The following is a 25913-nucleotide window of genomic DNA, read 5'->3' as shown; positions in this document are numbered from 1 at the left end:
TGACAATGGACGGGTGACGATCGATGTAGCGACGGTGCGGAAGCTGGTGTCGGAGCAGTTCCCCGAGTGGGCGGATCTCGAAGTCCGCCAGGTCGACTCGGACGGGACGGTCAACGCCATCTTCCGCATCGGCGACGGCCTCACGGCCCGCTTTCCGCTGATCCGCAGCGGGGAGAACCCCGCGCCTGCCGAGATCGTCGAGATCCGGCAAGGGCTTCACCGCGAGATGTACGCATCCCAGCGCCTGCTCGGCCGGACCCGCTTCCGCACACCCGTCCCGGTCGCCATCGGGGAAGCAGGCGCCGGGTTCCCGCTGCCGTGGACCGTGCAGACCTGGCTGCCCGGGACCGTGGCGACGGCCGCCGACCCGGGCGGCTCCGTGGCGTTCGCGACCGATCTGGTCGATCTGATCACCGCGATGCGTGCCGTGGAGACCGGAGGCGCGACGTTCTCCGGGCGGGGCCGCGGCGGCGTGCTGGCCGATCACGACGCCTGGATGCGGACCTGTTTCGACGCCAGCGAGGGGCTGTTGCCCGTACCCCTGCTGCGGGGTTTGTGGGAAACCATGCGGGAGCTTCCCCGCGGCGGCGACCCCGACGTGATGACCCACAGCGACCTGATGCCCGGCAACCTCCTGGTGGCCGGCGGCCGCCTCACCGGCGTCCTCGACGTCGGCGGTTTCGGGCCGGCCGACCCGGCGCTCGACCTGCTCTGCGCCTGGCACCTGCTGGAGCCCGGCCCTCGCGAGGTTCTGCGCGCGGGCCTGGCCTGCGACGACGCGGAGTGGGAGCGGGGCCGGGCGTGGGCGTTCGAGCAGTCGATGGGGCTGGTCTGGTACTACGAGCGGACCAACCCCGTGATGGCCGGAATCGGACGCCGGACCCTCGACCGGATCATGGCGGACGCCGCGGTCGGCGGTATGAGCGATCTGAGATTTAAACATTCGCACATATAAATGACAGAGTTCCCTCAGCGGCGCTACCCGACCGGCGCGCCCCGACTGAGGAGGACCCCTCATGCGCAGATGGCGAACCCTTCTGGCGACCGCGGCGGCAGCGTTCACCGCAGCCACCATGGGCGTGCTGGCCGCACCGGGCGCAGCGGCCGCGGCCGACGAGCCCATCACCCCGTACGTCGTCGGCGGCACCCGCGCCACCCAGGGCGAGTTCCCGTTCATGGTCCGGCTCTCGATGGGCTGCGGTGGCGCGCTCTACAGCCCGACGCTCGTGCTGACCGCGGCGCACTGCGTCAGCCGCACCGGGAGCAACACGTCGATCACGGCCACCCTCGGCGTGGTGGACCTGCAGTCCAGCACCCGGATCACCCGCCGGTCCAACTACGTCTACCGGGCGCCCGGATACAACGGCAACGGCGACGACTGGGCGTTCATCCGTCTCGCCAGCCCGGTCACCGGCCTCGCCACGCTGCCGATCGCGACGTCGACCGCCTACGACTCGGGCACCTTCACGATCTCCGGCTGGGGCGCGGCCCGCGAGGGCGGCGCGCAGCAGCGTTACCTGCTCAAGGCCACCGTCCCGTTCGTCAGCGACAGCACCTGCAACTCCAGCGCGATGTACGGCGGTGAGGTGATCGCCGCCGAGGAGATCTGCGCCGGGTACACCTCCGGTGGCGTCGACACCTGTCAGGGCGACTCCGGTGGCCCGATGTTCCGCCGGGACGCGTCGAACGCCTGGATCCAGGTCGGCATCGTGAGCTGGGGCGACGGATGCGCCCGCCCGAACAAGCCGGGTGTCTACACGCAGGTCAGCTACTTCTCCGCGGCGATCCGGTCGGCGGCTGCCAGCCTCGGCGGATGACGGGGGCCTCGCGATGAAGTACGGCGGGGGCGGTGATCGCCCCCGCCGTCATATCGTCTCGTTACTCGGTGGCCCCGGGAGCGGCGGACTCCTCAGCGGCGCCCTGCTCCTCGGCGGCACCTTCCTCACCGGCGGCACCCTCGTCACCGGCAGCGCCCTGGTCCTCGGCGGCGCCCTCTTCACCCGCGGCGCCCTCTTCGCCTGCGGCGCCCTCGTCCTCGGCTGCACCGGCGCCGGCGGCCGCTTTGGCGTCGGCGAGCGCGAGGCAGGACTGGAGCAGGCTGCGCTGAGCGGAGGCGACAGCGGCAGCGGCGGCGTCCCCAGCGGAGGCGCCTTCCTCAGCGGCTCCCTCTTCGGCGGCGCCCTCTTCAGCAGCGCCTTCCTCGGCGGCGCCCTCTTCGGCGGCCTTCTCCTTGCCGGCGGCCTTCTCCTTGCCGGCGGCCTTGGCGGCCTTCTTCAGGACCTTGGCCCACTTCTTGGCCTGAGCCTTGTTCTGAGCCTTCTCCGCCGCCGCGCCCTCGCCGGCCGCGCCCTCCTCAGCGCCACCTTCCTCAGCGCCACCTTCCTCAGCGCCACCTTCCTCAGCAGCGCCGCCCTCAGCAGCGCCGCCCTCGGCCGCCGCCACATCCGCGGCGAACGTGTCGCAAGCGGCCTCCAGCGCCACCGCCGAGTCCGCGGCCGCCTCCTCCGGCGCCTGCTCCTCGACCGGCGCCAGCTCCTCGCCGTCGCAGATCACCGCACCCGCGTTGACCTGTAGCTCCGCACACTGGGACACGTCGAACTGCTGACCGTCGACGCTCACCAGATCGGCGGCGTTCGCCTCGGTGCCGGCCGAGGCCAGCTGTACGCCTGTCACACCGGTGGCGACCAGCACCCCGGCGACGATCACCGCCCCGATCGTCTTCCGCCGGTTGCCGTCGTTGCGTCGGTACGCGCGCGACCTCATGATCACTCCTCGTCGTGGACGTCGATGTCACCCCGGTCGGGGGCACATACGGGCCTCGACGGGCGCGCGGTTCAAACCGGTTTTTCTGATCGGTACCGGACAGACGGAAACTCGCTGGTCAGGGCGCTGCTGAGGAAACCCTGGAAATGCCGCCGGCGACGAGCTGCTCCCGCTGTTCCGCACCGAGCCGATCGAACCAGCGTGGCGGCCACAGCGCCGGCGGCAGGTATCCGGCCATCCCCAGATCCCGCCGGGCGCACTGGTAGAACTCGTCGCGGGTCCGCTCGAACTCGGAGAGCGCCTGCACCCACGACGCCTCGCTGGTCAGGACGCCGCGCGCGAAGAACTCCAGTTGCCAGACCGTCTGGTGCCAGGCCCGCGCGGCCCGCACGGTCTCCGGGTGCCCGAGCAGCAGCACCGACTCCCAGGTGACGGCGCGCGCCGCGGCCGCCTCGGCCAGCTCGGTGCGGCCGTGGTCGAGCGGGACGGCTTCGGCGGAGTGCGACAGGCCACGGGTACGGGCCATGCCGCTCGCCACCCGCACCACTCGTTTCACAGCGGTGCCGTACGCCACGTACGCCGCGAGCCGTTCCGCGTCCCAGCGCACCCGCTGATCCCGCCGCCGGTGTCTCTCGCCGACGCCGAGGAGCAGGAACGTGAGCAATCCGCCGAGGACGGCGCCGATCAGAGCCGCATACTGCTGCATCGTCACTCCCAGAAGTCGCGCCGCCACGGTAAGAACATTGTCCGCTGTCCACCGTCCTAGCGGCATTCACCCGTTTTGGTGGGATCGGCGTTCCCGGGCGGCCGATTCGGGGCACACTGACCGCATGACGCAAGCCCTCGCACCACAAGCGGCCCAGTTGGTCTGGAGCCGAGCCCGCGCCGACCTCGGCGACGGCATCGGCGACCGGCATCTCCGCGCGCTCCTTCTGGTCCACGGCATCGTCACGAACTGCGGTCCGGCGCACGCCGCGATCAGCTGCGAGCCGGCCGAGCTCACCGCGGCCGCCGAGGCCTGCCACTACCTGGGCCTGGACGGTCTCGCCGCGCTCCTGCGCGAGCTGCCGGGCGCGACAGCGGACGACGCCGCGGAGCGGCGGCTCGACGCGCGGTACTACGAGCTCGTGCCGGACGACGCGACCATCCGCCGGGCGTTCGAGGCGCGGTACGCGACGACGCCGGACGACTTCGAGGAGATCACCGCCCGCCGTTTCCCGAGGTACCACACCGCCGAGAACTGACCATCGAGCGGACCCCGCCGCGGCGCATGATCATCTATGCTCCGTGCCATCACATCGACGCGCTGCGTACGGGGGAACTTCATGGTGCGTTCATCGCACGTGTCCCGCATCGGGATCATTCTGCTCACCACGCTCGGCGCCGGGGTGCTCGCCGCACCGGCCCAGGCGGCGACGACCGGCGTGGTCTCGGTCGCCAAGTCCACTCAGGTGCAGTACAAGGCCGGTTCCGGGAAGGCCAGCACGGTCGTCGTCACCCGGTCCGGCAAGACCGTGACCATCGACGACAAGTACAAGATCAAGGCCGGCAAGGGCTGCAAGCAGGTCAAGGGCGACAAGACCAAGGTCCGCTGCAAGCTCAAGAAGAACCCGACCCGGGTCCTCGTCCACGCCGGTGACAAGAACGACAAGGTCACCAACAAGACGGGCATCCCGTCGCTGTTCGACGGCGGCACCGGCAACGACAGCCTGTGGGGCGGCTCCAAGGCCGACAAGCTCTACGGTGGCACCGGCAACGACTACCTGTCCGGCGGCGCCGGCAACGACGCGCTGTACGGCCAGGCCGGCAACGACACCGGGTACGGCAAAGCCGGCCACGACAAGATCTACGGTGGCGGCGGCAACGACCGGCTGCACGGCGACAGCGGGTACTACGGCGACACCGGCAACGACAAGATCTACGGCGAGGGCGGCAACGACAGCCTGATCGGCTGGCGGGGCAACGACTACCTGTCCGGCGGCGCCGGCAACGACGGCCTCGAGGGCGACCTCGACGGCGACAACTACAACACCTCCGGCAACGGCGCGGACACCCTGCTCGGCGGCTCCGGGGTGGACACCGTCCGCTACGACACGTACGGCACCGTGCGCGTCGACCTGGACGGCCAGAAGGGCGACGACGGCCGGGCCGGCGAGCGTGACACCGTCGGCGCCGACGTGGAGAACATCGTGGCCGGCGACAGCAACGGCAGCGTCCTGATCGGCAACACGGCGAACAACGTCATCACCAGCGGCGAGGGCGCCGACAAGATCTACGGTCTGGGCGGCAACGACACCCTCGACGGGTCCTGGGGCAAGGACGAGCTCCACGGCGGCGACGGCGACGACACGCTGATCGGCGTCGACCACGGCTCGCAGGAGATCGACGCCGACAAGCTCGACGGCGGCGCGAACACCGACACCTGCAAGGCCAGCACGATCGACATCGTGGTCAACTGCGAGAAGTGACGATTCCGGCCGGGGCGGTGTGACCGCCCCGGCCGGCCTGTCACTCGCCGTAGAGCTTGCCGATCTCCGTGGAATAGCGGTCGGTGATGACGCGGCGGCGCAGCTTGAGCGTCGGGGTCAGCTCGCCGGTCTCCGGGGTCCAGCCGTTCGGCAGGATCCGGAACGTCTTGATCTGCTCCGGCCGGGCCAGTTTCGTGTTCGCCAGGTCCACCGCCGCGGTGATCTCGGCGAGCACCGCCGGGTCGGCGGCGAGCTCGGCAGTGGTCTCGCCGGTCAGGCCGCGCGAGCGGGCCCAGAGCGGCAGGACCTCCTCGTCCAGGACGATCAGCGCGGTCACGTACGGCCGGCGGTCGCCGATCGCGACGGCCTGGGCGATCAGCGGGTGTGCCCGCAGCAGGTTCTCGATCTGCGCCGGCGAGATGTTCTTCCCGCTGGAGTTGATGATCAGTTCCTTCTTGCGGTCGGTGATCGTGAGGAAGCCCTCGGCGTCGAGCGTGCCGACGTCGCCGGTGGCGAGCCAGCCGTCGGCGTCGGTTACCGGGTCGACGCCGCCGTCGGCGCGCAGGTATCCGGCGCAGACCAGCGGGCCGCGGACCAGGATCTCGCCGTCCTCGGCGAGCTTGAGCTCCATCCCCGCGTTGATCCGCCCGACCGTGCCGGTGCGGAACTTCGACGGCGTGTTGATCGTGGCGGTGCCGGTGGTCTCGGTCATCCCCCACACCTCGAGCACGTCGATGCCGAGGCTGGCGAGGTAGAGCAGCACCTCCACCGGGATCGGGGCGGCGCCGCTGCCGGCCCAGAGCACGTTGTCCATGCCGAGCCTGGCGCGCAGCGGCTTGAGCACCTTCTCGTCGAGGGCGGCGAGTTTGGCGGCCAGCTCCGGCGGCACCTCCTGGTCCGCGCCGCGCAGCTTGTAGACCTCGAGGGCCACCTCGCGCGCCATGTCGACAGCGGCCTTGACCTGCGGATCCGCGGCGGCGAGCTGGGCCTGCACGCCGGCCACCATCTTCTCCCAGATCCGGGGCACGCCGAAGAACGAGACCGGCCGGATCTGGGCCAGCCCGGCGAGCAGCTGGGTCGGGTCGGGGCAGATCGTCACGTGCCCGGTGCGGTAGATCGGGTTGTAGACGCCGAGCACCCGCTCGGCGATGTGCGCGAGCGGCAGGTAGGCCAGCGACGCGGCGTGGTCCGGCACGTCCGGCACCACCGCCTCCAGGACCACCGTCTGGTAGATCACGTTGCCGTGGGTGAGCAGCACGCCTTTCGGATCGCCGGTCGTGCCGGACGTGTAGAGCATGGTGACCGGCTGCTCCGGCCGCACCTCACGCCAGGTCTTCTCGAACGCGCCCGGGTCGGCCTCGAGCGCGGCCGCACCGCGCGTGACGACCTGGTCGAGCGAGAGCCGCTCGCCGGAGTCGTCGACGACCACCACGTGCCGGAAGCGATCCAGCACCTGCTCCCAGCGGGCCAGGTCCGCGGCGCGCTCCACGATCAGGATCTCGGCCCCGCTGTGCCGGGCGAGATAGGCGAGCTGGTCGTCGGAAAGGGTGGCGTAGACAGTGGACGGGACCGCGCCGAGGTGCACGGCGGCCAGGTCGACCAGCCAGTGCTCGGGCCGGCTGGACATCATGATCAGCATGCGGTCGCCGGAGCTCAGGCCGAGGTCGGCGAGGCCACGGGAGAGCACGGCGATCTCGTCGCGCAGCTCACGCCAGGTCCGGGTGCGGCCGGAACCGAGGACGCTGAGCGCGGGCAGGTCACCGAACTCGGTGGCGTTGCGGTGCACGAGGGCGGGAATGGTCAGGCCGCGCGCGGTGTCGGCGCACCGCTGGGCGAGGGAGGAATCCATGGTTGTGCCTCCTTCTGGCCGTGTGCCGCAGGGCGGCGGACGGGGTGTTCGGCAGACAGGCTGGCTCGCAGGACGACGACAGGACGAGTCGTCACCCATGGCGGCACTGTAAACCCCGGTTAACTTGTTGGGAAGGGGCCACCAATGAAGCGTCCGCATAGAAGCGAATCGCCCCTAACATCAGGCCTTATCGCCCCTAACATCAGGCCTTTAGGACGGTGAGCGCCAAGCGCACCAGATGGCCGTCCATCCCGCTGCGCCGATCGAACCGCACCCACCTGCTCAGATCGGTCACCACGTTCAGCGCGGCGTGCACCAGCAGCCGGGCCTCGGCGGCCGCGAGCGCCGGGCGCAGCCGCCCGAGCAGCCGCACCCACTCCTCCACGTGCAGCCGCTGCACCTTGCGCAGCTCGTGCCGGTCGGCCTCGGGCAGGTTGTTGTTCTCCGCGAGGTAGACCGAGACCAGCGCGCTGCGCTCGAACGTCAGGTCGACGTAGGACTCGGCCATCCGGCGCAGCGCGTCCTCGTCGCCGTCCGCGCCGGCCAGGGCCACCGCGGTGGTCTCGGCGACCCGCTCGGACGCCCGGTAGAACGCGGCGGCCAGGATGTCGGCCTTGCCGGGGAAGTAGCGATAGACACTGGACGCGGTGATCCCCGCGGCCCGGCCGATCTCCTCGACCCCGACCGCGTGGTACCCGTACCGATGGAAGAGCTGGACCGACTCGGCCAGGAGGATCTCGCGGCGCGCGCCCACCCGCACGGCCTGCTCCTCGGACGGTCCGGCGGGGACCGGCGCCGGGGTCGGCGGCTCGCCGCGCAGCACCGCCCACGCCGCCCGATGCAGCGCCGCCTCACCGCGCCCCTTCGCGATCGCGGCGCGGTGCGTGCCGACGCTGCCGAAGACACTCAGCGCGGCCCGGACCAGCGCCTCGGCGTCGGTTTCCGTCAGCGACGGGCGAAGATCCAGCAACGGTACGGCCAAGCGCCGCACCAGGACCGAGAGGCTCGCCCGGAACTCCGCGCGGTGCTCGCCATCGAGGTACCGCCACTCCCACTGGTAGAGCCCGGCGACCTTGCGCCCGGCCACGGCCAGCCGGGCCAGCGCCATCAGCAGCTCGTCGAGATCGGTGGAGGTCGTCGCGTCGAGCACGGTGTCGGTGAGCTTGCGGGTGGCGAAGACGAGCATCGCGTACTTGTTCGGGAAGTGGCGGTAGATCGCCGGGCCGCTGATCCCGACCGCGGTGGCGATCTCGTCGAGGCTGACCCCGTGGTACCCCCGCTCGCAGAACAGCTCGGCGGCGGCCAGCGCGAGCTGCGCCTTGCGGTCCTTGGGGCGTTTGCGGACCGTGGGCGCAGGCTCTCCGGAGGCTGCTGTGACGCTCACGCAGGACAGCCTAGTCGTGATGTGCGGTTCGCGGCACTGACACCCGCGTAGCCTTGACATCAAGCGGAAACATCGGCAAAAGTTAGCCGCAATTCGCACCCCGAGGGAGTACGCGTGACTACCGAGGCCTTCATCTACGACGCCGTGCGGACGCCGCGCGGCCGCGGCAAGAAGACCGGTTCGCTGCACGGGGTGAAGCCCCTCTCGCTGGTCGTCGGACTGATCGACGAACTGCGCCGGCGCTTCCCCGACATCGACCCGGCCGAGATCGACGACGTCGTGCTCGGCGTCGTGTCGCCGCTCGGCGACCAGGGCTCCGACATCGCCAAGACCGCGGCGATCGCGTCTGGCCTGCCCCACACGACGGCCGGTGTCCAGCTCAACCGCTTCTGCGGCTCGGGCCTGGAAGCCGTCAACATCGCGGCACAGAAGGTCCGCTCCGGCTGGGAGGACCTGGTCCTGGCCGGCGGCGTCGAGTCGATGTCGCGGGTGCCGATGGGCTCCGACGGCGGCGCCTGGGCGCTCGACCCGGAGACCAACCTGAACACCGACTTCATCCCGCAGGGCATCAGCGCCGACCTGATCGCCACGCTCGACGGATACAGCCGCGAGGACGTCGACACGTACGCGGTCGGCTCGCAGCAGCGGGCGGCGAAAGCCTGGCAGAACGGGTACTTCGAGAAGTCGGTGGTGCCGGTCCGCGACCGTAACGGCCTGCTGATCCTCGACCGCGACGAGCACATCCGCGCGGACAGCACGGTGGAGAGCCTCGGCACGCTGCCCGCCTCGTTCGCCGTGATCGGCGACCAGGGCGGCTTCGACGCCGTCGCGCTGCAGAAATACCACTGGGTCGAGAAGATCAACCACGTCCACTCGCCGGGCAACTCGTCGGGCATCGTGGACGGCGCGGCCCTCGTGCTGGTCGGCTCGGAGGCGGCCGGCGTGCGCGCCGGGGTCCAGCCCCGCGCCCGGATCGTGGCCGCCGCGCTCAGCGGCGCCGACCCGACGATCATGCTGACCGGCCCCGCCCCGGCCGCCCGCAAGGCGCTCGACAAGGCCGGTCTCACCGTCGACGACCTGGACCTGGTCGAGATCAACGAGGCGTTCGCGGCGGTCGTGCTGCACTTCATCGACGACCTCAAGCTCGACCCGGAGATCGTCAACGTCAACGGCGGCGCGATCGCCATGGGACACCCGCTGGGCGCCACCGGCGCCATGATCCTCGGCACCCTCGTCGACGAGCTGGAGCGGCGCGGTGGGCGGTACGGCCTGGCCACCCTCTGCATCGGCGGCGGCATGGGCATCGCCACCATCGTCGAGCGGCTCTGAAGGGGCATTCACACATGACCGAGACCATCCGCTGGGACCGTGGTGAGGACGGCATCGTCGTGCTCACTCTCGACGACCCCGCCCGCGGCGCCAACACCATGAACGACGCGTACGTGCGCAGCATGGGCCAGACCGTCGACCGCCTCTACGCCGAACGCGACAGCATCACCGGCGTCATCATCACCTCGGCCAAGAAGTCCTGGTTCGCCGGCGGCGACCTGGACCAGCTCGGCAGCGTGCCGGCCGACCGCGGCGCCGACGTCTTCGCGCTCGGCACCGAGGTCAAGGGCCAGCTGCGCCGGCTCGAGACGCTCGGCAAGCCGGTGGTGGCCGCGCTCAACGGCTCCGCCCTCGGCGGCGGCCTGGAGCTGGCGCTCGCCACCCACCGCCGGATCGCGCTGAACAACCCGCGGCTGGAGGTCGGCCTGCCCGAGGTCACCCTCGGCCTGCTGCCGGCCGGGGGCGGCGTCGTGCGTACCGTCAGGCTCCTCGGTTTGTTCGTGGCCCTCACCCAGGTGCTGCTCAAGGGCACCCGGCACCGCGCGCCGGCCGCCAAGGAGCTCGGCCTGATCGACGAGCTGGTGGACACCCCGGAACAGCTGCTCGCCGCGGCGCGCGAGTGGATCCTGGCGAACCCGGCCGCCGCCCAGCCGTGGGACACCAAGGGCTACAAGATCCCCGGCGGCACGCCGTCCACCCCGGCGCTCGCCGCGCAGCTGCCCGCCTTCCCGGCGAACCTGCGCAAGCAGCTCAAGGGCGCGCCCTACCCGGCGCCGCGCAACATCCTGTCGGCGGCGGTCGAGGGCGCCCAGGTCGATGTGGACACCGCGTTCACCATCGAGACGCGGTACTTCGTCGAGCTGGTCACCGGCACTGTCGCCAAGAACATGATCAAGGCGTTCTTCTTCGACCTGAACGAGGTCAACTCCCGCGACATCGGCGACGTGCCGCCGATCAAGAAGATCGCGGTGCTCGGGGCCGGCATGATGGGCGCCGCCATCGCGTACGTGTCGGCCAAGTCCGGTGCGGAGGTGGTGCTCCGCGACGTCTCGCTGGAAGGCGCCCAGCGCGGCAAGGCGTACTCCGAGAAGCTCGTCGCCAAGGACGTCGGCCGGGGCCGGATCACCAGCGAGAAGGGCCAGGCCCTGCTCGACCGGATCACCGCCACCGCCGACGTCGCCGATCTGGCCGGCGCGGACGTGGTGATCGAGGCGGTCTTCGAGGACCCGGCGCTCAAGCACAAGGTGTTCGCCGAGATCGAGGACGTCGTCGCGCCGGACGCGCTGCTCTGCTCGAACACCTCGACCCTGCCGATCACGCTGCTCGCCGAGGGCGTGCGCCGCCAGGCGGACTTCATCGGCCTGCACTTCTTCTCCCCGGTCGACAAGATGCCCCTGGTCGAGGTGATCAAGGGGCAGAAGACCGGCGACGAGGCCCTGCGCCGGGCGCTCGGCGTGGTGCGGCTGCTGCGCAAGACCCCGATCGTGGTCAACGACAGCCGGGGCTTCTTCACCAGCCGGGTGATCGGCACGTTCACCAACGAGGGCATCTCGATGCTCGCCGAGGGTGTGCCGCCGGCCAGCATCGAGCAGGCCAGCAGCCAGGCCGGTTACCCCGCGCCGGTGCTGCAGCTGATGGACGAGCTCACGCTCACCCTGCCCCGCAAGATCCGCAAGGAGTACCAGGCGGCGGCCGGCGACTCCTACGTCCCGCACCCGGCCGACGCGGTCATCGACCGGATGATCGACGAGTTCGAGCGCCCGGGTCGCTCGGGCGGGGCCGGCTTCTACGAATACGCCGACGGCAAGCGGGCCGGGCTCTGGCCGGGCCTCTCCGCCTTCGCCACGCCCGCCGGCCGGGAGATCCCGTTCGAGGACCTCAAGGAGCGGATGCTCTTCATCGAGGCGATCGAGACCGTCAAGTGCCTGGACGAGGGCGTGCTGACCTCGGTGGCGGAGGCCAACGTCGGATCCATCCTCGGCATCGGTTACCCCGGCTGGACCGGCGGCGTGCTGCAGTACATCAACCAGTACGCCGGCGGCCTTCCCGGCTTCGTGGCCCGCGCCCGCGAGCTGGCCGAGCGTTACGGTGAGCGGTTCACCCCGCCGCCGCTGCTGGTCGCCAAGGCATCGGCCGGGGAGACCTTCGTCTGACGGCGCGGGCCGGTCACCCACCTTCTCCGGTACGGGTGACCGGCCCCGCCGTTACCGCGGTGAGCCCTTCGTGCCCCCGTTCCTGTGCCACGAGAGCTCGATCCGCGCCCCGACGACCGGCCCGGCACGCTGCGTGGGGCGGCACGGCGGATGGGGCGGCACGGTGACATGGGTGGCATCGGCGATCAAGCAGGGATGAGGTCGCACACAACGCCATTGCGGGCTTTCGTCTACGCCAGGGCCGAGATGAGGGCACGCGGACGGCTTGCGTGTGCTTTCATCCGGGCGGGCGCGCGTTGCGTGTGCCCTCATCCGGGTGGGGTTCGCGTTGCGTGTGCCCTCATCCGGGCGGGTTCGCGTTGCGTGTGCCCTCATCCGGGGGCGCCCATCCAGGGGCGCCCATCCGGCGACGCCTATCGCGGGAAGGTGGCCAGTTCCTTCACCGCGGCCGCCAGATCCATGTCGTACCCGGCGTCCACCAGCTCCCGGCAGCCCGGATCGCCGGCCACCGCGAGCCGCCGGATGTCGTGGATGGACGCGCTGATCCGGTCCCGTGCCTCCCGCACGATCAGCGACCTGTCGCCGCGCCATCCGTACGCGTCGAGCATCAGCCGCAGCCGCCGCGGCCGGTCGGCGAACGCGGTGAAGCCCTCGGCGGCGGCCACCTCCCGCGCGCTGAGCGGCACCCAGGCGAACACCGTGAACGCCAGGTCCGCCTCGACCGTGACCGGCCCCGCGAAGTCCCACCCGTAGAACCCGGTGACCCGCTCGCCGGACCAGACCGCGTTGCACGGCGCCACGTCGTTGTGCCCGATGATCAGTCCGGGCTCCCAGGCCCCGCCCTTGCGCCACACCGCGTCCCGCGGCGGCTGGAAGCCGGCCACCACCGCGTGGTACTCGCGCAGCCACTGTGCGACTTGCCACAACGTCTCGTCGCTGTGCGTCCAGGCGGGCCACGGCCGCGCGTCGCCGAGCGTCTCGCCGGGCAGCAGGGTGAGGATCTCCCGGCCCTGCTCGTCGGTGCCGCGGGGCGCCGGCGCACCGTCGAACCCGGCGTCCTCCAGGTGTTTCAGCAGTGCGGTGACCGCAGGTGTCCAGGGGCCGGCCGGCCGGCGCAGGGTGTCGCCGAGGAGTACCGCACCCCCGGTCCGGCCGCCGGGCAACTCGCGCTCGCTCATGATCAACAACCGTAACCCGGCACGGCGGTTCCCGCGGGCTCTGCTAGTCTAAATCCGAACTAGTCGACTTGTGGAACTAGACTGGGAGGCGACCTATGGCTGGTCCGGGGCCGGACTCCGGCTGGTTACGCGCCACCCTGGAGATGGCCGTCCTCGCCGCGCTGACCGAGGGCGACCGGCATGGGTACGCCCTGGCGCAGCGCCTCGGCGAGGAGGGCCTCGGCACGATCCGGGGCGGTGTGCTCTACCCGGTGCTCAACCGGCTGGAGACCGAGGCCGCGGTCAGCTCCACCTGGCAGGCCGGCGAGGGCGGTCCGGGCCGCAAGGTCTACGCGATCACCGATGCCGGCCGGCGCCGGCTGGACGACCAGTGGCAGTCCTGGCAGCGATTCGCCGCCACCCTCGACGGGTTCCTGCGGCAGACGATGGAGGAACGATGACAGCCGGTTTCGAGCGGTGGGAGCTGCTGGCCCGCACCGCGCTCAGCGACCGTGGCATCGGCTATCACGAGGCCACACCGCTGATCGAGCAGGCCCGGTCCGACTACGAGCAGAGCGGCGCGGACCCGTGGGAGGCGCTGGGCCCACCCACCGGCTTCGCCGCGGACGTCGCCGCCGCCCAGCCGGCCGCGCAGGCGTCGCGGGACACCCTCGGCAAGACCGCACGTGATCACCTCAGCGACGGCGTGTTCCGGTACGCGTTCCTCGGCGTGCCGGTGTCGCTGCTGGCGATGTGGGTCAACGGCGGTCTCACGATTCCGCTCACCGCCGCCGGTACGGTCGGCGTCCTGCTCGGGTTCCTGAGCCTGTTCACCGTCGTCGCCGTGCCGGACGCGCTGCGCGCCGCCGGGCATCCCCGTCTGGCCCCGTGGGCGTTCGTCGCGGCCGGCGCCCTGGTGATCGCGGCCGCCGCCGGGTTCACCGAGTTGCCGGACGGTCGCATCGGGGAGACCTCGGCGCTGGGCACACTGGTGGTCTCGCTCGGCCTCTGCTGGTGGCTCACCCGGCCCGCGCCGGCCCCGGAGCCCGGCCCGCTCACCGCGCAAGCCAGCGACCCGGCCACCAACCCGGCCGCCGGTCCGGCCAGCGCCCCGGCCACCCGCCCGGCCATCCGCCCGGACGCCGGTCCGGCCAGCGGCCCGGACGCCGGCGCTTCCGGCGCCCCGGACGATCCGGACGCGTGGTTCGCGCGACTGCGGGCGCTGCTGGTCGGGCGGTTCGACGTGCCGCCCGGCCGGGCCGCGGCGCTCGTCGGGGAGGCGCGGGCACACGTGGCGGCGGCCGGTTCCGGTCCGCGCGACGAGTTCCCGTCGCTGGAGCAGTACGCGAAGGAGCTGGCCGACGGCGAACCCCGCCGGCAGCCGCCGTGGTGGCGCACCAGAGCCGCGAGCCGGGCCGGCCGGATCGGCATGCTCGTCGGAATGGCCGTCCTGGTCGTCCTGGCCGTGATCGAGCATGACTGGTGGATCGCGGTCACCGGCACCGCCCTCCTGCTGTCACTGGCAACGGGCCTCGGACGCCGAACGGACTGACCGCCGCAGCCGCGTGCCGCCGCCGTGGGAGGCGCCGCAGCGGGCGGGCGGCAGCGGGCGGCGACTAAAGGCAGCGGCAGCCGGCTGCGGCCAAAAGCGGGCCCAAGGCGGCGGCAGCGGGCGGCAGCGGCGGGCGGCGCGGCCGGTCACGGGTACAGGGGCTGGGCGGCCAGGCGGCGGTAGTACTCGTCGGCGTGTAACAGCTCCTCGTGCGTACCCCCGGCCGTCACCACCCCCCGGTCGACCACCAGCACGTGGTCGGCGGCGCGCACCGTGGAGAACCGGTGGGCGATCACCACCAGCGCGCACACCGCCGCCACCTCGCGCAACGCGATGGCCAGCGCCCGTTCCGAGTCCGCGTCCAGATGCGCGGTCGGCTCGTCGAGCAGGATCACGCGCGGCCGGGCCAGCAGGCACCGGGCGATCGCGACCCGCTGGCGCTGCCCGCCGGACAGCTGCCTCCCCCGCTCGCCCACCGTGGTGTCCAGCCCGCGCGGCAGGGCCGCCACGACACCGGTCAGACCGGTCATCGCCAGCACCCGGGCCAGCTCGTCCTCGGAGACCGCCGGGCCCGCGCCGTAGAGCAGGTTCTCCCGCAGGCTTCCGGCCAGCAGCGGGCAGTCCTGCTCGACCAGGCCGACGGCGGAGCGGTGCCGGTCGTACGGCGTGAACCGCACGTCCCGGCCGTTCAGCAGCACCGTGCCGCGGTCCGGCTCGTAGAACCGCTCGGCCAGCGCGAAGATCGTGGACTTGCCGGCTCCGGACGGCCCGACGAGCGCGATGTGCCCGCGCGCCGGCACGGCGAAGCTGATCCCGCGCAGCACCGGCCGGGCCGGGTCGTAACCGAACCAGACGTCGCGGAACTCCAGCACCGGCCCGGTGTGCCGCTGCACGCCGACGATGCCGACCGGGTGATCACGTTCGGTCGGCAGGGACAGCACCTCGTTGATCCGGTGCAGCGCGCCGGAGCCCTGCTGGACCGCGCTGACCGCCTGGAAGATCTCGTAGATCGGCGCGGACAGGTACGTCATCGCGAGGGTGAACGCGACCAGCCGCCCGAGGCTCGTCTCGCCGGCCGCGACCCGGGTGGAGCCGACCAGCAGCACGGCCAGGAACGCGCCGCTCACCGCGAGGTCGTTGGTGGGGCCGCTGAGCGCGACCAGTCCGGCCATCCGCAGGTTGGAGACGTACGCCCGGCCGGCCGCCCGGTCGATCCGGGCCGCTTCGACGGGTTCCGCCCGGCAGGCCCGCACGGTGCGCAGACCACCGAGCGCCCGTTCCAGGTCGGCGCTGAGCGCGCCCTCCGCGGTCTGCGCGATCCGGGACGCGACCCGCAGCCGGCGCACCACGGCGAGCAGGCTGCCGACCGCGACGCTGAAGAGCAGCACGACGAGCGCGAGCAGCCACCGGTCCAGCCAGCCGAGCAGCAGCACGGTGGCGATCAGCCCGGCGACGCCGGCCACCCCGGTGCCGAGGCTCTGCGCGACGAGGGTCTTGACGATCGTGGTGTCGCCGCAGGCACGGGCGATCACGTCCCCGGTGCGTACCCGATCAAGAACGGACAGGCGCATGCGGAGCACATGCTCGGCCACGGTGCGGCGCAGGTCCCGTGTCATGGTCTCGCCGGTGTAGGCCTGCACCCAGCGGGCGAGCGCGAGGGCGGACGCCTGCGCGATGAACAGCCCGGCGAGGACGCCGAGGACCGGCCACGGGACGGTTCCGCCGGCGGCCGTGTCGATCGCCTTGCCGGCGAGCAGCGGCTGCGCGAGGGCGAGGGCCGAACCGAGGAGGCTGAGCGCGGCGGCGAGGGCGATCCACCGGCGGTACCCGCGGGTGAGCTGCCGCAGATCCCGCCAGCGAGCCATATCGGGCATGTAGCGACTCCTCGGCATTTATCTGCAACCGCGTGAGGAGACGCTATGCAGCGGCCGCTACACCCAGCAACCGGCCGCTCACTCCCGACAGCCGGGCGGCAACCCGCAATTCCCCCGTGCGATGACACAATCCGGTCATGACGCTCCTCACCGCGCTAACCGGCGGCGACGCACAGCCCGGCGGCGGCCAACGATCCGGCGGTGACGACCTGCCCGGCGCCGTCGCCACCCCGGAGCAGGACCTGTCCCGGCACGAGCTCCTCGGCTGGGCGGCCGCGATCGCCGAACGGATCGCCGGCCACGAGATCGTCGCGGTCGATGCGAAACCCGGCCTGCCGACGATCGCGGCGGTCACCGGCGCCCTGCTCGCGGGCGTCCCGGTCGTCCCGGTGCCGCCGGACGCCGGTGAGCTCGAACGCGCGCACATCCTTCGTGACTCAGCCGCGGCGTTGGTGCTGTCGGACGATCGCGAGGCGGCCGGGACCTCCCCCGTACCCGTCATGGCAATCAGTGACCAGAAACGGCCCGGCAGCGTGCCGCCGGAGCCGGAAGCGAAGCGACCGGCTCTCGTCCTCTACACCAGTGGCACCACCGGGCCGCCGAAAGGCGTGGTGATCTCGCGCGCCGCCCTCGCCGCCGGCCTGGACGCGCTCGCCGAGGCGTGGCAGTGGACCGCTGACGACACGCTCGTGCACGGCCTGCCGCTCTACCACGTGCACGGCCTGGTGCTCGGCGTGCTGGGACCGCTGCGGCTGGGCGGCCGGTTGCGGCACACGATCAAACCCACACCTCAGGGGTACGGGTCGACGCCCGGCACCATGTATTTCGGCGTGCCCACCGTCTGGTCCCGGATCGCGAACACCCCCGGCGCGGCTCGCGCGCTGCGGCCGGCCCGGCTGCTCGTCTCCGGGAGCGCCCCGCTGCCGTCCCCGGTCTTCGACTCCCTCCGCGAGCTGACCGGGCAGGCCCCGGTCGAGCGGTACGGCATGACCGAGACCCTGATCACGGTGAGTGCCCGAGCCGCGGGCGAACGCCGGGCCGGCCAGGTCGGCACCCCGTTGACCGGCGTCCGCACCCGCCTGGTGGACGAGTCCGGCACACCGCTGCCCGCCGACGGCGTCACCATCGGAAACCTGCAGGTCACCGGCCCCACCCTGCTCGACGGCTATCTGCGCGGCGCCGGCGTCGAGCGGCCCGAGCTGGACGACGGCTGGTTCCCGACCGGCGACGTCGCCACGATCGGCGCGGACGGGTGGCACCGCATCGTCGGCCGGGCGTCCACCGACCTGATCAAGACCGGCGGGTACCGGGTGGGCGCCGGCGAGGTCGAGGACGCGCTGCTGCTCCATCCGGCGGTCCGCGAGGCCGCCGTGATCGGCACGCCGCACGCCGACCTGGGTGAGCAGGTGACAGCGTTCGTTGTGGCCGACCCGGTCACCGAGCAGGAACTGATCACGTTCGTGGCGGACCGGCTCGCCGCCCACAAACGACCCCGGATCGTGCGGATCGTGGGTGAACTGCCTCGCAACGGCATGGGCAAGGTGCAGAAAAAGCTGCTCGCCGCGATGTGACGTGCCGATAGGCCGGACATGATGAGACAGGCCGTCCGCGTGCTCATCCTGGCGGCCGTCTTCGTCACGATCAGCGCGGTGCTGGGACTCCTCGGCCGCGAACTGGGCTCGCCGCCGTGGCTGCTCTGGCCCTCCACGATCGGCGCGGCCGTCACCTCGACGCTGGCCTGCGCGCTCGCGTCGGTCACCGGCCGGGGCCCGGCGCGCGACTTCTGGCGGCGGCTGGCGTACGCGGGCGGCTGGCTCACCGCCGGCACCGTCGGACAGACCGCCGACACGCTGGTGGCGGGCAACCCGGTCCCGATGAGCCCGTTCACCGCGACCGGCTACCTCGCCGCGGTCGGCGTCGCCGTGCTGGCGCTGATCCGCCTGCCCCGGCCGCAGCGCACCTGGCGGGCGACCGTCGCCATGTTCCTGGACATCGGGATCGTCGCGGTCGCCGCCAGCCTTGTCGTCTCGCACTTCTTCTGGACGACGTCGGGACCGGCCTCGGGCACCGGCGCCGTCCCGGTCATGCTCGCCGTCGTGCTGACCGTCGCGTGCGCCGCGGTGGTCGCCGTGATCAAAGTGGGCATCACCCGCAGTTCCGCGGTGCATCGCGCCGCGCTCTGGTCGCTCGCCCCGATCGGCCTGCTCGGGCCGGCCGCGTGGGCTGTCGCGCCGCTGATCGAGGAGAGGCCGTTCCTCAACCCGGCCGCTGTCACGCTGCCCTTCGCCGCGATCTTCTTCGCGGCAGCCGCCCTGCTGCAGATCCGCGCCAACCTGGACCCGGCCGCCCGCGAGCCGCAGCCACTGCCCGCCGACCGGCCCGGCCACCTCGGCCTCTGGCGGCACGTCAGCGCGGTCCCGTACACGGCCGTCGGCATCACCGCCGCCATGCTGATCATCAGCACCCTCCGGCACGGCAACCTGTCACCCGGGCTGGCCGGCGGCTCGGTGGTGCTGACAGTGCTCGTCATGGTCCGCCAGTACGCCGCTCTCTCCGACAACAACCTGCTGCTCGACCACCTCGACGCCCAGGCGAACCACGACGACCTGACCGGGCTGCCGAACCGGCGGTTCTTCACCGCCGCGCTCACCGGCCGCACCGACCCGGTCACCGTGGCGGTCTGTGACCTGGACGGATTCTCCGCCCTCAACGACCGGCTCGGTGACCGGGCCGGCGACGCGCTGCTGCGCGCCGCCGCCGAGCGGATCCGGGTCGTCGCCGGTCCGGAGGCCGTGGCCGCCCGGCTGCTCGGCGACGAGTTCGGCGTCCTGATGCCGCTCGCCGGGGACCACACCGGTCTCGCGGAGTCACTGCTCACCGCGTTCCGCGTCCCGCTGCGGGTGGACGGGCACGACCTGCTCGTCACCGTGACGGTCGGCATCGCCGCGGGCAGCGGCGACACGGTGCCCGACCTGCTGCGCCGCGCCGAGCTCGCGCTGCAGGCCGCCAAGCTGACCGGCACCAACCGGTTCCGCGATCACAGCGGCGAGCTGGACGCCACCGCGGCGCACCACGCCGAGCTGGCCGCCGCGCTGCGCCGCGGCCTGGACCGCGGTGAGTTCCGCCTGGTCTACCAGCCGATCGTGGAGTTGCCGACCGGCGCCATCACCGGAGTGGAGGCGCTGGTCCGCTGGCAGCCCGCCGACGGCCCGGTGGTCTCGCCGGCCGAGTTCATCCCGGTCGCCGAGCACAGCGGCCTGATCATCGATCTGGGCGCCTGGATCCTCGACCAGGCCTGCTCCGACGCCGCCGCCTGGTACCGCCGGCACGGCGCCGCCGCGCCCCGCGTCAACGTCAACGTCTCGGCCCGCCAGCTGCTCGACCCGGATCTGCCCGGTCTGGTCGCCGACGCGCTGCACCGGCACCGGCTGTCGCCGGACCGGATCACCATCGAGATCACCGAGACCGCCGTCTTCGCCGGCGGCGTAGCTTTGAGCACGGTGCGTGAGCTGCGCGAGCTGGGCGTGGGTCTGGCTCTCGACGATTTCGGTACGGGCCACAGCTCCCTGACCCTGCTCCGGACCTGCCCGGTCACCACCCTCAAGGTGGACAAGTCGTTCATCGACGACCTCAACGGCACCGCCGAGCAGGAGGCGATCGCCACCTCGCTGAGCACGATCGCCGCGACGCTGGGCCTGCGGGCCGTCGCCGAGGGCGTGGAGACCCGCGACCAGGCGGACCGGCTGCACGCCCTGGGATATCGGTATGCCCAGGGCTACTACTTCGCGCGCCCGGCCCCGGCCGCCGAGATCGACGCCGTCCTGGCCGAGATGGCGCTGGCCAGCTAGGACCTGTCCTGGTCGGGTGCGTTCATCAGCTCTTCGTACTGCTCCGGGCTGAGGATCATGAGATTCTCGACATCGTCCGGAACGGAGTCGTCGGCCTGCTCCGTGCCGGTGACCGGCGCCGGAACCACCCACCCGCTCAGGTCGTAGATCTTCGAACAGTATTCGTCGGTCCCCCGGACCTCCTCTTCGAAGTCCAGCTCATCGTTCTCGAACACGGATGCCAGCAGGGTGGGAAAGGTGCCACCCATGCCCGGATAGATCTCTCCTCCCGCGTCGGTGAGTGGCAGATCCACGCCGACCGTCACGCCGCTGGCCGGATTCCTGATGTAGAGCCGATGCCGCTGAGATTCCAGCATCAGGAAGCCGGCAAGCGTATACATCTCCCGGTACCGAACCGAGCTGCCGTACAGCATCATGCGCAGCATCGTGAAGTAGTCGGTGTCCGGTCGAGTCGCATGACGGCCCGCACTGAAGCCGATCTCCTCGGCAGCCACTATCGCGTAGCCATGACTGTCGCGCTCGCCGCCGACGCCCACGAGGTCAGCAGGAGTCAGGTCGCGTATCCAGTCGAATGCCGCATGGATGTCCAGCTCGCGCTCCTGGCTGATCAGGCGGAAGGAGATGGCCACGCCGGCCCGTAGCATCACCCTGGTCTCGTTGACGCCCGCGCGAACGACGCCGGCGAGACGCAGCCCGGCCGGCGGCCCCCCGATCGGTTCGATCATCAGGGGCGCAACCGTCTGCAGGAAACGCTCGTGCAGATGGTCTTCCTGCTCTGTGCTCATCGCATCCTCCGCGCGGCGCCGCCACAACCCTACTTCAACTTGTTGATCCACTCAGGGCACTTCTCGCCCTTTACTTCTTTTTTGTCCTTCACACAGAATGCGGTGATCACTCCGACGTAACCGGCGTCCGGTACCCGGTATTTATTGTCATCGGTCATCGAAGACTGCCACGAGACGAACCGGATTTTCACCTTCGGTCGACCATTCGCCGGATCACCGACCCAGACTTCGTACGTCAGCTTGGCGCCGAAAGTGCTGATCGGGGCGTTCTTGGGAATCGTCTTGAAGACGGCGCGATTGCGAAGATTATGTTTGGCGGCGAAGTGGTGGTAGCCGAATGCTCTGGTGCCGTACCGAACAGTGATCTTATTGCGCTTGTAGTCGGTGTACGAGTACAAGACCTTGTGCCACGGCACGCCACCCCCGGTGCCGCCGCCACCATTGCCGGGGTCAACGGCGCTGGGCCTCACTTCGTTGCCACCGGCCGCACCCGCGTCGCTGCTCGACACGGCCGCCGAGCTGACACCCGCGCCGGTCAGAATTTCTCCGGTATCCGTGTCGATGAGCTGACCTGCGGCATTGCGGATAGTTTCAGATTCCAGCGGCTCCGGAACACCGGTGGGAACCGCCGCGCCATGAATATCGAAATACCTCTCTTGATATTCCTGCGGGGTCATGATGTACATCGTCTCAACCTCGGCGGGGCCGGTGTCACCGCTGGGCGGAGCGATCTCTTTCGCGACGGCGGGCGACGCCGACTGCGCGATCAGCACTGCGGCCACCAGGGTGGCCGTCAATTTCGCCGTGATCGCGCGTTTGGGGTGTTGCATGGAGCATCCCGTTCTTCTGTTGATCTGCGACTCGCAATGGCCGATGGTATGGCGCAAATCCGGGATTTCTCAATACAGACCAACTGATGATCCGCCAGTCAGCGGGGATGTCTCCGCCACCTGGCGGGATGTGTTATCGACCAGGAGAGCGCGCGCTCGAAGGGCGCGCGCCTTCCCTCGCCCAACCCCGTGGCGACGTTTTTGCCGGCTTGGTATTCGCTTATCGGCGTTACCGGGCTAGTCCGTGGTGTCGTCCGGCTCCGTGATCCAGGCGGAGAAGACCGGGACACCGTCCCACGGGCCGCCCGGCTGGGTGGTCACGGCGACCACCGCGTACGGGTGGGCGAACCGCAACTCGGCATGCCGGATCGCGCCCTCCGGCGGGAACGACGTCGCCACCCCGAAACCGCTGACCGCGGCCGCCTCGAAGCCGTACCGGCTGTACCGGGCGGTCGCCACCTGCTTCGCGTCGAACCGCGGGCCGGCGACGCCGAGCAGCCTGCCGAGCACCCGGGTCGCGGCCGAGAAACCGAGCCCCGGGTCGGCGGCCAGGTCGTGGTCGCTCGTGGCCGACCAGGCCGGTAGCAGCGCCCGCACGTGCTCGCGCTGGTTGTCGTGGCCGAACTCCTCCCGAATGCTCCAGAGCGGCGACTCCCCGAGCGGCAGGTCGAACAGCGACGCCGGGGCGAGCGTGCGGGCGGCCACGGCCGGGGCGATCTCGTAGGCCGCGGCGAGCACCCGGCGGGCCGGCACGTCCGGCTGGCCGGCCACCGAGACCACTGTCAGCCCGCCGGTGGCGGAGGCCGCGTGCACGATGACGTCACCGATGCCGGAGGCCCGTGTCACGAACGCCCGGTGGCCGAACGGCGGCGTCCCCAGCACCCGGGTGAGCCGGCTCGCCCACTCCCCGCCGAGCGCTGCCGCCGGGGCGGTCTCGAACGGCTCGGACCAGGAGACCCTGGTGGCCAGGGCGCTGCCGAGCAGCAGCAGGAGGTCCGGCGCGGGCTCGACCGGGAAGCGGCCGATCAGCCCGTCGGTGTGCTCCCGCGCCCAGGCGTCGAGGGCGGCGGGGCCGGGCAGCGGCCCGGTCGTGGTCGCCGCAGGCAGGGGCCAGCCGGCGAGCGCCGCCGGGTCGACCTGCTCCGCGTGCCACACCGCTGTCGCGGCGGCCACCAGCGGATGCGGCTCGGCGAGCAGCGCGCCGGCGATCCCGGCCGCCTCCTCGGGGGCGACGCCGAGCGCCTCGGCCAGGTCGTCACCGCCGCCCGCGGCCGCGGTCAGCGCCAGCAGCAGCCAGGCTCCCAGGGGTGAGGCGACGTGATGGCGGCCGCCGGCGACGGCGTGCAGCCGATCGGCGTACCGGGCCAGTGCGCTGTTCCAGTCCATCGCCTCATCCTCTCGGATCGACCAGGTCGGCGACCACTCCGAAATGGTCGGTCGCCCACACCCCGCCGACCGGCTCGTCGAACACCCGCCGGCACCCGGCCACCTCCAGGGTCGGGCCGTGCGTGCCGCAGCGGACCATCACGTAGTCGATCCGCCGCCCGATCTCCAACGGCATCTCCCCGGTACGGACCAGCGGGTTCTCCGGCGTGAAGGTGTGCCCCGGATCGTCCGGGTGAACGGCCTCCCAGGCGTCCCGATAGGCGACCGAGAACCCGCGCAACGACTGCCGCCCGGTCCAGAACCGGACGCTCGCCGAATCCGGGGTGTCGTCGAAGTCGCCGGCCAGGATCACGTGCGGGCGCCGGCCGGCGAACCGCTCCTCCACCATCCGGGCGCAGAGCACCGCCTGCTCCTCGCGTTCCAGGGCGTAGCCGTACTGGTACGACGGCTTGTGGTGGACGAAGAAGAGCGGGCCGATCGGCGCGTCGATCTCGGCGACCACGGCGGCCGCCCAGGGCAGGTCCACCCGGCTGGAGACATGCAGATCAATCTCGGACACGGCGCCGATCGGCCAGCGGCTGGCGAGCACCGCGCCCACGCCGTTCTCCGAGCGCCGGGAGTGCCGGGCCAGGTGATATCCGGGTCCGAGCAGGTCGGTCGCCTGGTCGTACCCCTCTCCCCAGACCGTCTCCTGCAGCGCGATCAGATCAGGGCGCACGGCGGCCAGCCCGTCGCGCAGCACCGGCCGCCGCCGCTCGTAGTCGGCGTGCTCGGGCGAGAATAGATTGAGGGTCATCACTCGCGGCATACCGCTGTCGATTGCCGCGTCGAGCCGGATCAAACGTCGGGCCGCCGGACGCGAGTACCGTCTGATTGATGATCCCTTCCTGTCCCGAATGCGGCGCCCCCGGTGTGCCGCTGCTCTTCGGCCTGCCCGTCCCGGAAGCGATCGACGCCGCCCAGGACGGTCACCTCGCACTAGGCGGCTGCGTCATGCGCGACCCGGCGCCGAACTGGCAGTGCCCGCAGGGCCACCAGTGGCGCGACGACGACGAGCAGGCCTGGGACCAGCGCCTGCTCGCCGTCCTGTCCGCCCACATCCACCGCTGACCTCGGAGTGGCCGACCAGGAAGCTGGACGCGCCGAACCGGTGTGTTGACTTCAGGTGCGGAGCGCACCCGATTTCCCCACGCCCAGCCGGGTCCGGGCCGGTGTGGGGATTTCAGGTGCGGAGCGCACCCGAAGTCAACACGCCAGCGGGTCCGGGCCGATCGTCAGCGTGTGCTGTGTGCCAAGTCCCGCACCGGAACGGCCGGCGGCGGCGGAACGGCCGGCGTCGCCGCACCGCGGCGGCCGAGCAGGGCGACCGCGCCGAGCAGCACCAGCAGGATCCCGGCGAACCAGGTCATCACGGTGACCGCCGGCAGCGACCGGGTCGCGACGCCGAGGGCGATCGCCGGGACGCCGAGGCCGAGGTAGGCGATCAGGAACAGGCCGGCCAGGGCCTCCCCGCGTTCCGCCGGCGCGGCCGACGCGGCGACCGAGCCGACCGCCGCCTTGAAGAGGACGCCCGCCCCGATGCCGGCGACCACGCCGCCGGCCAGGAAGGCGGCCAGGCTCCCGGTGTGCATGCCGATCACCAGGACGACGATGCCGGCCGCCTGGGCGAGCAGGCCGAGACGGGTCTTCGCCGCCGCGCTCAACGAGCCGGTCAGGGCCTGTGCGGCGGCCGCCGCGCCGAAGACCGCGAAGACGATCGCTCCGGCCAGCGCGCGTGACGAGTGGTGCAGGGTGCCGGACACGAAACCGGGGGCGAGCGAGGTGAAGACGCCGAACACCGCGAACGAGGCGAGCGCGGAGACCGCGGCGGTCAGGTAGACCATCCGGTCGCCGTGCGCGCCGATCCGCTGCGGCCGGTACCGGTAGCGCTCCGCCGTCCGGGTCACGGTCTCCGGCGTGAGCGCCACGAGCAGGATGCTCAGGGCGAGCAGGCCCGCGAACACGAGATACGGAGTACGCAGGGGGGCGTACACGAATTGGGCCAGAAGTCCCGCGATCAGCGTGCCCAATCCCAGGCCGCCGCTGTTGGCGGCGGTCGAGACCACCTCGAAGCGCTGCCGTGACGCGCCCGGCCGGTGTGCCGCGTGCAACTCCTGCAGGTGCGCCGTCGCGGTGGCGGTGATCATGCCGACGCCGAGGCCGGTGACGAACCGGGCGGCGAGCAGCACCGGCAGCGACGCGCTGGTGAGGAAGAGCGCGGCGGCGACCAGTTCCAGCGCCAGGGCCGGGATCAGGATCTTCTTGCGGCCGAGCCGGTCCGAGATGTGCCCGGCGAGCAGCAGGCTGATCACAACGCCGACCGCGTAGACGGCGAAGACCACCGTGACGGTGAAGGTGGAGAAGCCGTCCCGCCCCATGTAGAGCGGGTACAGCGGGGTGGGCACGGTGGAGAACGCCATCGCGGTCAGGAACGCGATGGCGATCGACCAGAAGCCGGCGTGCAGCCGGGCGGGCGATGCGTTCATGAGCCGACTG

At 71.6% G+C, this 25913-nt stretch carries 22 protein-coding genes; 11 read left to right on the top strand and 11 right to left on the bottom strand.

Annotated features, from left to right (window positions below):
- Positions 1-13 precede the first annotated feature (13 nt).
- Positions 14-955: an aminoglycoside phosphotransferase family protein gene (locus AB0F72_RS36565; RefSeq protein ID WP_360441748.1), complete on the top strand. Its 942-nt coding sequence runs from the start codon at positions 14-16 to the stop codon at positions 953-955.
- A gap of 61 nt (positions 956-1016) precedes the next feature.
- Positions 1017-1817 (top strand): serine protease, encoded by an 801-nt coding sequence (locus tag AB0F72_RS36560; RefSeq protein ID WP_360441745.1) that lies wholly within the window; start codon positions 1017-1019, stop codon positions 1815-1817.
- A 61-nt stretch (positions 1818-1878) separates the two neighbouring features.
- Here the strand turns inward: AB0F72_RS36560 and AB0F72_RS36555 are convergent, their stop codons facing one another.
- Both AB0F72_RS36555 and AB0F72_RS36550 read right to left on the bottom strand, forming a co-directional pair.
- Positions 1879-2763 (bottom strand): hypothetical protein, encoded by an 885-nt coding sequence (locus tag AB0F72_RS36555; protein WP_360441743.1) that lies wholly within the window; start codon positions 2761-2763, stop codon positions 1879-1881.
- Between the two features lie 118 nt (positions 2764-2881).
- The gene (locus AB0F72_RS36550; RefSeq protein WP_360441740.1) at positions 2882-3469 is read right to left on the bottom strand and encodes a hypothetical protein; all 588 of its coding nucleotides are present in this window, start codon (positions 3467-3469) and stop codon (positions 2882-2884) included.
- A gap of 124 nt (positions 3470-3593) precedes the next feature.
- On the opposite strand from AB0F72_RS36550, the gene AB0F72_RS36545 reads away from it, so the two are divergent.
- Both AB0F72_RS36545 and AB0F72_RS36540 read left to right on the top strand, forming a co-directional pair.
- Complete coding sequence (locus AB0F72_RS36545) at positions 3594-4007, top strand: hypothetical protein (RefSeq protein ID WP_360441737.1); 414 nt, start codon at positions 3594-3596, stop codon at positions 4005-4007.
- Positions 4008-4088: 81 nt separating this feature from the next.
- A complete protein-coding gene (locus AB0F72_RS36540) occupies positions 4089-5231 on the top strand; it encodes a calcium-binding protein (protein WP_360441734.1) in 1143 nt (380 codons plus the stop codon).
- A gap of 40 nt (positions 5232-5271) precedes the next feature.
- Here AB0F72_RS36540 and AB0F72_RS36535 read toward each other — a convergent pair whose 3' ends face one another.
- Together AB0F72_RS36535 and AB0F72_RS36530 are read right to left on the bottom strand one after the other, a co-directional pair.
- Complete coding sequence (locus AB0F72_RS36535; RefSeq protein WP_360441731.1) at positions 5272-7080, bottom strand: AMP-binding protein; 1809 nt, start codon at positions 7078-7080, stop codon at positions 5272-5274.
- Positions 7081-7282: 202 nt separating this feature from the next.
- Positions 7283-8464 carry a TetR/AcrR family transcriptional regulator gene (locus AB0F72_RS36530; RefSeq protein ID WP_360441728.1) on the bottom strand — a complete coding sequence of 394 codons (1182 nt, stop codon included), beginning with the start codon at positions 8462-8464 and terminating at the stop codon, positions 7283-7285.
- Between the two features lie 114 nt (positions 8465-8578).
- On the opposite strand from AB0F72_RS36530, the gene AB0F72_RS36525 reads away from it, so the two are divergent.
- Together AB0F72_RS36525 and AB0F72_RS36520 are read left to right on the top strand one after the other, a co-directional pair.
- Positions 8579-9793, top strand: coding sequence for an acetyl-CoA C-acetyltransferase (locus AB0F72_RS36525; protein WP_360441725.1), 1215 nt, complete (start codon positions 8579-8581; stop codon positions 9791-9793).
- Positions 9794-9807: 14 nt separating this feature from the next.
- Positions 9808-11946: a 3-hydroxyacyl-CoA dehydrogenase NAD-binding domain-containing protein gene (locus AB0F72_RS36520; RefSeq protein ID WP_360441722.1), complete on the top strand. Its 2139-nt coding sequence runs from the start codon at positions 9808-9810 to the stop codon at positions 11944-11946.
- Between the two features lie 413 nt (positions 11947-12359).
- On the opposite strand, the gene AB0F72_RS36515 is transcribed toward AB0F72_RS36520, so the two are convergent.
- The gene (locus AB0F72_RS36515) at positions 12360-13124 is read right to left on the bottom strand and encodes a phosphotransferase (RefSeq protein ID WP_360441720.1); all 765 of its coding nucleotides are present in this window, start codon (positions 13122-13124) and stop codon (positions 12360-12362) included.
- A 95-nt stretch (positions 13125-13219) separates the two neighbouring features.
- On the opposite strand from AB0F72_RS36515, the gene AB0F72_RS36510 reads away from it, so the two are divergent.
- Together AB0F72_RS36510 and AB0F72_RS36505 are read left to right on the top strand one after the other, a co-directional pair.
- Positions 13220-13564, top strand: a complete 345-nt coding sequence (locus tag AB0F72_RS36510) for a PadR family transcriptional regulator (protein ID WP_360441718.1) — start codon at positions 13220-13222, stop codon at positions 13562-13564.
- Positions 13561-14655: a hypothetical protein gene (locus tag AB0F72_RS36505; protein WP_360441715.1), complete on the top strand. Its 1095-nt coding sequence runs from the start codon at positions 13561-13563 to the stop codon at positions 14653-14655. The genes AB0F72_RS36510 and AB0F72_RS36505 overlap by 4 nt, the downstream gene beginning before the upstream one ends.
- A gap of 146 nt (positions 14656-14801) precedes the next feature.
- Here the strand turns inward: AB0F72_RS36505 and AB0F72_RS36500 are convergent, their stop codons facing one another.
- Positions 14802-16529 (bottom strand): ABC transporter ATP-binding protein, encoded by a 1728-nt coding sequence (locus AB0F72_RS36500; protein WP_360441712.1) that lies wholly within the window; start codon positions 16527-16529, stop codon positions 14802-14804.
- Between the two features lie 137 nt (positions 16530-16666).
- Here AB0F72_RS36500 and AB0F72_RS36495 point away from each other — a divergent pair, with 137 nt between their 5' ends.
- Positions 16667-18100, top strand: a complete 1434-nt coding sequence (locus AB0F72_RS36495) for an AMP-binding protein (RefSeq protein ID WP_360441709.1) — start codon at positions 16667-16669, stop codon at positions 18098-18100.
- A gap of 18 nt (positions 18101-18118) precedes the next feature.
- Positions 18119-20377, top strand: coding sequence for an EAL domain-containing protein (locus AB0F72_RS36490; RefSeq protein ID WP_360441706.1), 2259 nt, complete (start codon positions 18119-18121; stop codon positions 20375-20377).
- Here the strand turns inward: AB0F72_RS36490 and AB0F72_RS36485 are convergent.
- The 4 genes from AB0F72_RS36485 to AB0F72_RS36470 all read right to left on the bottom strand — a co-directional run bounded on the left by AB0F72_RS36485 (position 20374) and on the right by AB0F72_RS36470 (position 24174).
- Positions 20374-21162 carry a hypothetical protein gene (locus AB0F72_RS36485; RefSeq protein ID WP_360441703.1) on the bottom strand — a complete coding sequence of 263 codons (789 nt, stop codon included), beginning with the start codon at positions 21160-21162 and terminating at the stop codon, positions 20374-20376. The two genes, AB0F72_RS36490 and AB0F72_RS36485, sit on opposite strands and share 4 nt — an antisense overlap.
- 29 nt (positions 21163-21191) lie before the next feature.
- Positions 21192-21992 (bottom strand): hypothetical protein, encoded by an 801-nt coding sequence (locus AB0F72_RS36480; RefSeq protein ID WP_360441700.1) that lies wholly within the window; start codon positions 21990-21992, stop codon positions 21192-21194.
- 237 nt (positions 21993-22229) lie between these two features.
- Positions 22230-23378, bottom strand: coding sequence for a hypothetical protein (locus tag AB0F72_RS36475; protein ID WP_360441697.1), 1149 nt, complete (start codon positions 23376-23378; stop codon positions 22230-22232).
- A 4-nt stretch (positions 23379-23382) separates the two neighbouring features.
- Complete coding sequence (locus AB0F72_RS36470) at positions 23383-24174, bottom strand: endonuclease/exonuclease/phosphatase family protein (protein WP_360441694.1); 792 nt, start codon at positions 24172-24174, stop codon at positions 23383-23385.
- Between the two features lie 80 nt (positions 24175-24254).
- Here AB0F72_RS36470 and AB0F72_RS36465 point away from each other — a divergent pair, with 80 nt between their 5' ends.
- Positions 24255-24488: a hypothetical protein gene (locus AB0F72_RS36465; protein ID WP_360441691.1), complete on the top strand. Its 234-nt coding sequence runs from the start codon at positions 24255-24257 to the stop codon at positions 24486-24488.
- A gap of 164 nt (positions 24489-24652) precedes the next feature.
- Here AB0F72_RS36465 and AB0F72_RS36460 read toward each other — a convergent pair whose 3' ends face one another.
- Entirely contained in the window at positions 24653-25903 is a 1251-nt protein-coding gene (locus tag AB0F72_RS36460; protein WP_360441688.1) for an MFS transporter, read from the bottom strand.
- Positions 25904-25913 lie beyond the last annotated feature (10 nt).

The organism is Actinoplanes sp. NPDC023936, assembly GCF_040639325.1.
Lineage (GTDB): Bacteria > Actinomycetota > Actinomycetes > Mycobacteriales > Micromonosporaceae > Actinoplanes.
The sequence above is the reverse complement of the archived record's forward strand: the minus strand, read 5'-3'. Positions and strand labels throughout refer to the sequence as shown.

Excerpts from the sequence above, each read along its gene's own strand:
- AB0F72_RS36475 (WP_360441697.1), bottom strand. The coding sequence starts at position 23,378 with ATGGACTGGAACAGCGCACTGGCCCGGTACGCCGATCGGCTGCACGCC.
- AB0F72_RS36520 (WP_360441722.1), top strand. The coding sequence starts at position 9,808 with ATGACCGAGACCATCCGCTGGGACCGTGGTGAGGACGGCATCGTCGTG.
- AB0F72_RS36540 (WP_360441734.1), top strand. The coding sequence starts at position 4,089 with ATGGTGCGTTCATCGCACGTGTCCCGCATCGGGATCATTCTGCTCACC.
- AB0F72_RS36560 (WP_360441745.1), top strand. The coding sequence starts at position 1,017 with ATGCGCAGATGGCGAACCCTTCTGGCGACCGCGGCGGCAGCGTTCACC.
- AB0F72_RS36485 (WP_360441703.1), bottom strand. The coding sequence starts at position 21,162 with ATGAGCACAGAGCAGGAAGACCATCTGCACGAGCGTTTCCTGCAGACG.
- AB0F72_RS36535 (WP_360441731.1), bottom strand. The coding sequence starts at position 7,080 with ATGGATTCCTCCCTCGCCCAGCGGTGCGCCGACACCGCGCGCGGCCTG.
- AB0F72_RS36465 (WP_360441691.1), top strand. The coding sequence starts at position 24,255 with ATGATCCCTTCCTGTCCCGAATGCGGCGCCCCCGGTGTGCCGCTGCTC.
- AB0F72_RS36470 (WP_360441694.1), bottom strand. The coding sequence starts at position 24,174 with ATGACCCTCAATCTATTCTCGCCCGAGCACGCCGACTACGAGCGGCGG.
- AB0F72_RS36495 (WP_360441709.1), top strand. The coding sequence starts at position 16,667 with ATGACGCTCCTCACCGCGCTAACCGGCGGCGACGCACAGCCCGGCGGC.
- AB0F72_RS36515 (WP_360441720.1), bottom strand. The coding sequence starts at position 13,124 with ATGAGCGAGCGCGAGTTGCCCGGCGGCCGGACCGGGGGTGCGGTACTC.
- AB0F72_RS36490 (WP_360441706.1), top strand. The coding sequence starts at position 18,119 with ATGATGAGACAGGCCGTCCGCGTGCTCATCCTGGCGGCCGTCTTCGTC.
- AB0F72_RS36555 (WP_360441743.1), bottom strand. The coding sequence starts at position 2,763 with ATGAGGTCGCGCGCGTACCGACGCAACGACGGCAACCGGCGGAAGACG.
- AB0F72_RS36550 (WP_360441740.1), bottom strand. The coding sequence starts at position 3,469 with ATGCAGCAGTATGCGGCTCTGATCGGCGCCGTCCTCGGCGGATTGCTC.
- AB0F72_RS36545 (WP_360441737.1), top strand. The coding sequence starts at position 3,594 with ATGACGCAAGCCCTCGCACCACAAGCGGCCCAGTTGGTCTGGAGCCGA.
- AB0F72_RS36500 (WP_360441712.1), bottom strand. The coding sequence starts at position 16,529 with ATGCCCGATATGGCTCGCTGGCGGGATCTGCGGCAGCTCACCCGCGGG.
- AB0F72_RS36510 (WP_360441718.1), top strand. The coding sequence starts at position 13,220 with ATGGCTGGTCCGGGGCCGGACTCCGGCTGGTTACGCGCCACCCTGGAG.
- AB0F72_RS36480 (WP_360441700.1), bottom strand. The coding sequence starts at position 21,992 with ATGCAACACCCCAAACGCGCGATCACGGCGAAATTGACGGCCACCCTG.
- AB0F72_RS36505 (WP_360441715.1), top strand. The coding sequence starts at position 13,561 with ATGACAGCCGGTTTCGAGCGGTGGGAGCTGCTGGCCCGCACCGCGCTC.
- AB0F72_RS36460 (WP_360441688.1), bottom strand. The coding sequence starts at position 25,903 with ATGAACGCATCGCCCGCCCGGCTGCACGCCGGCTTCTGGTCGATCGCC.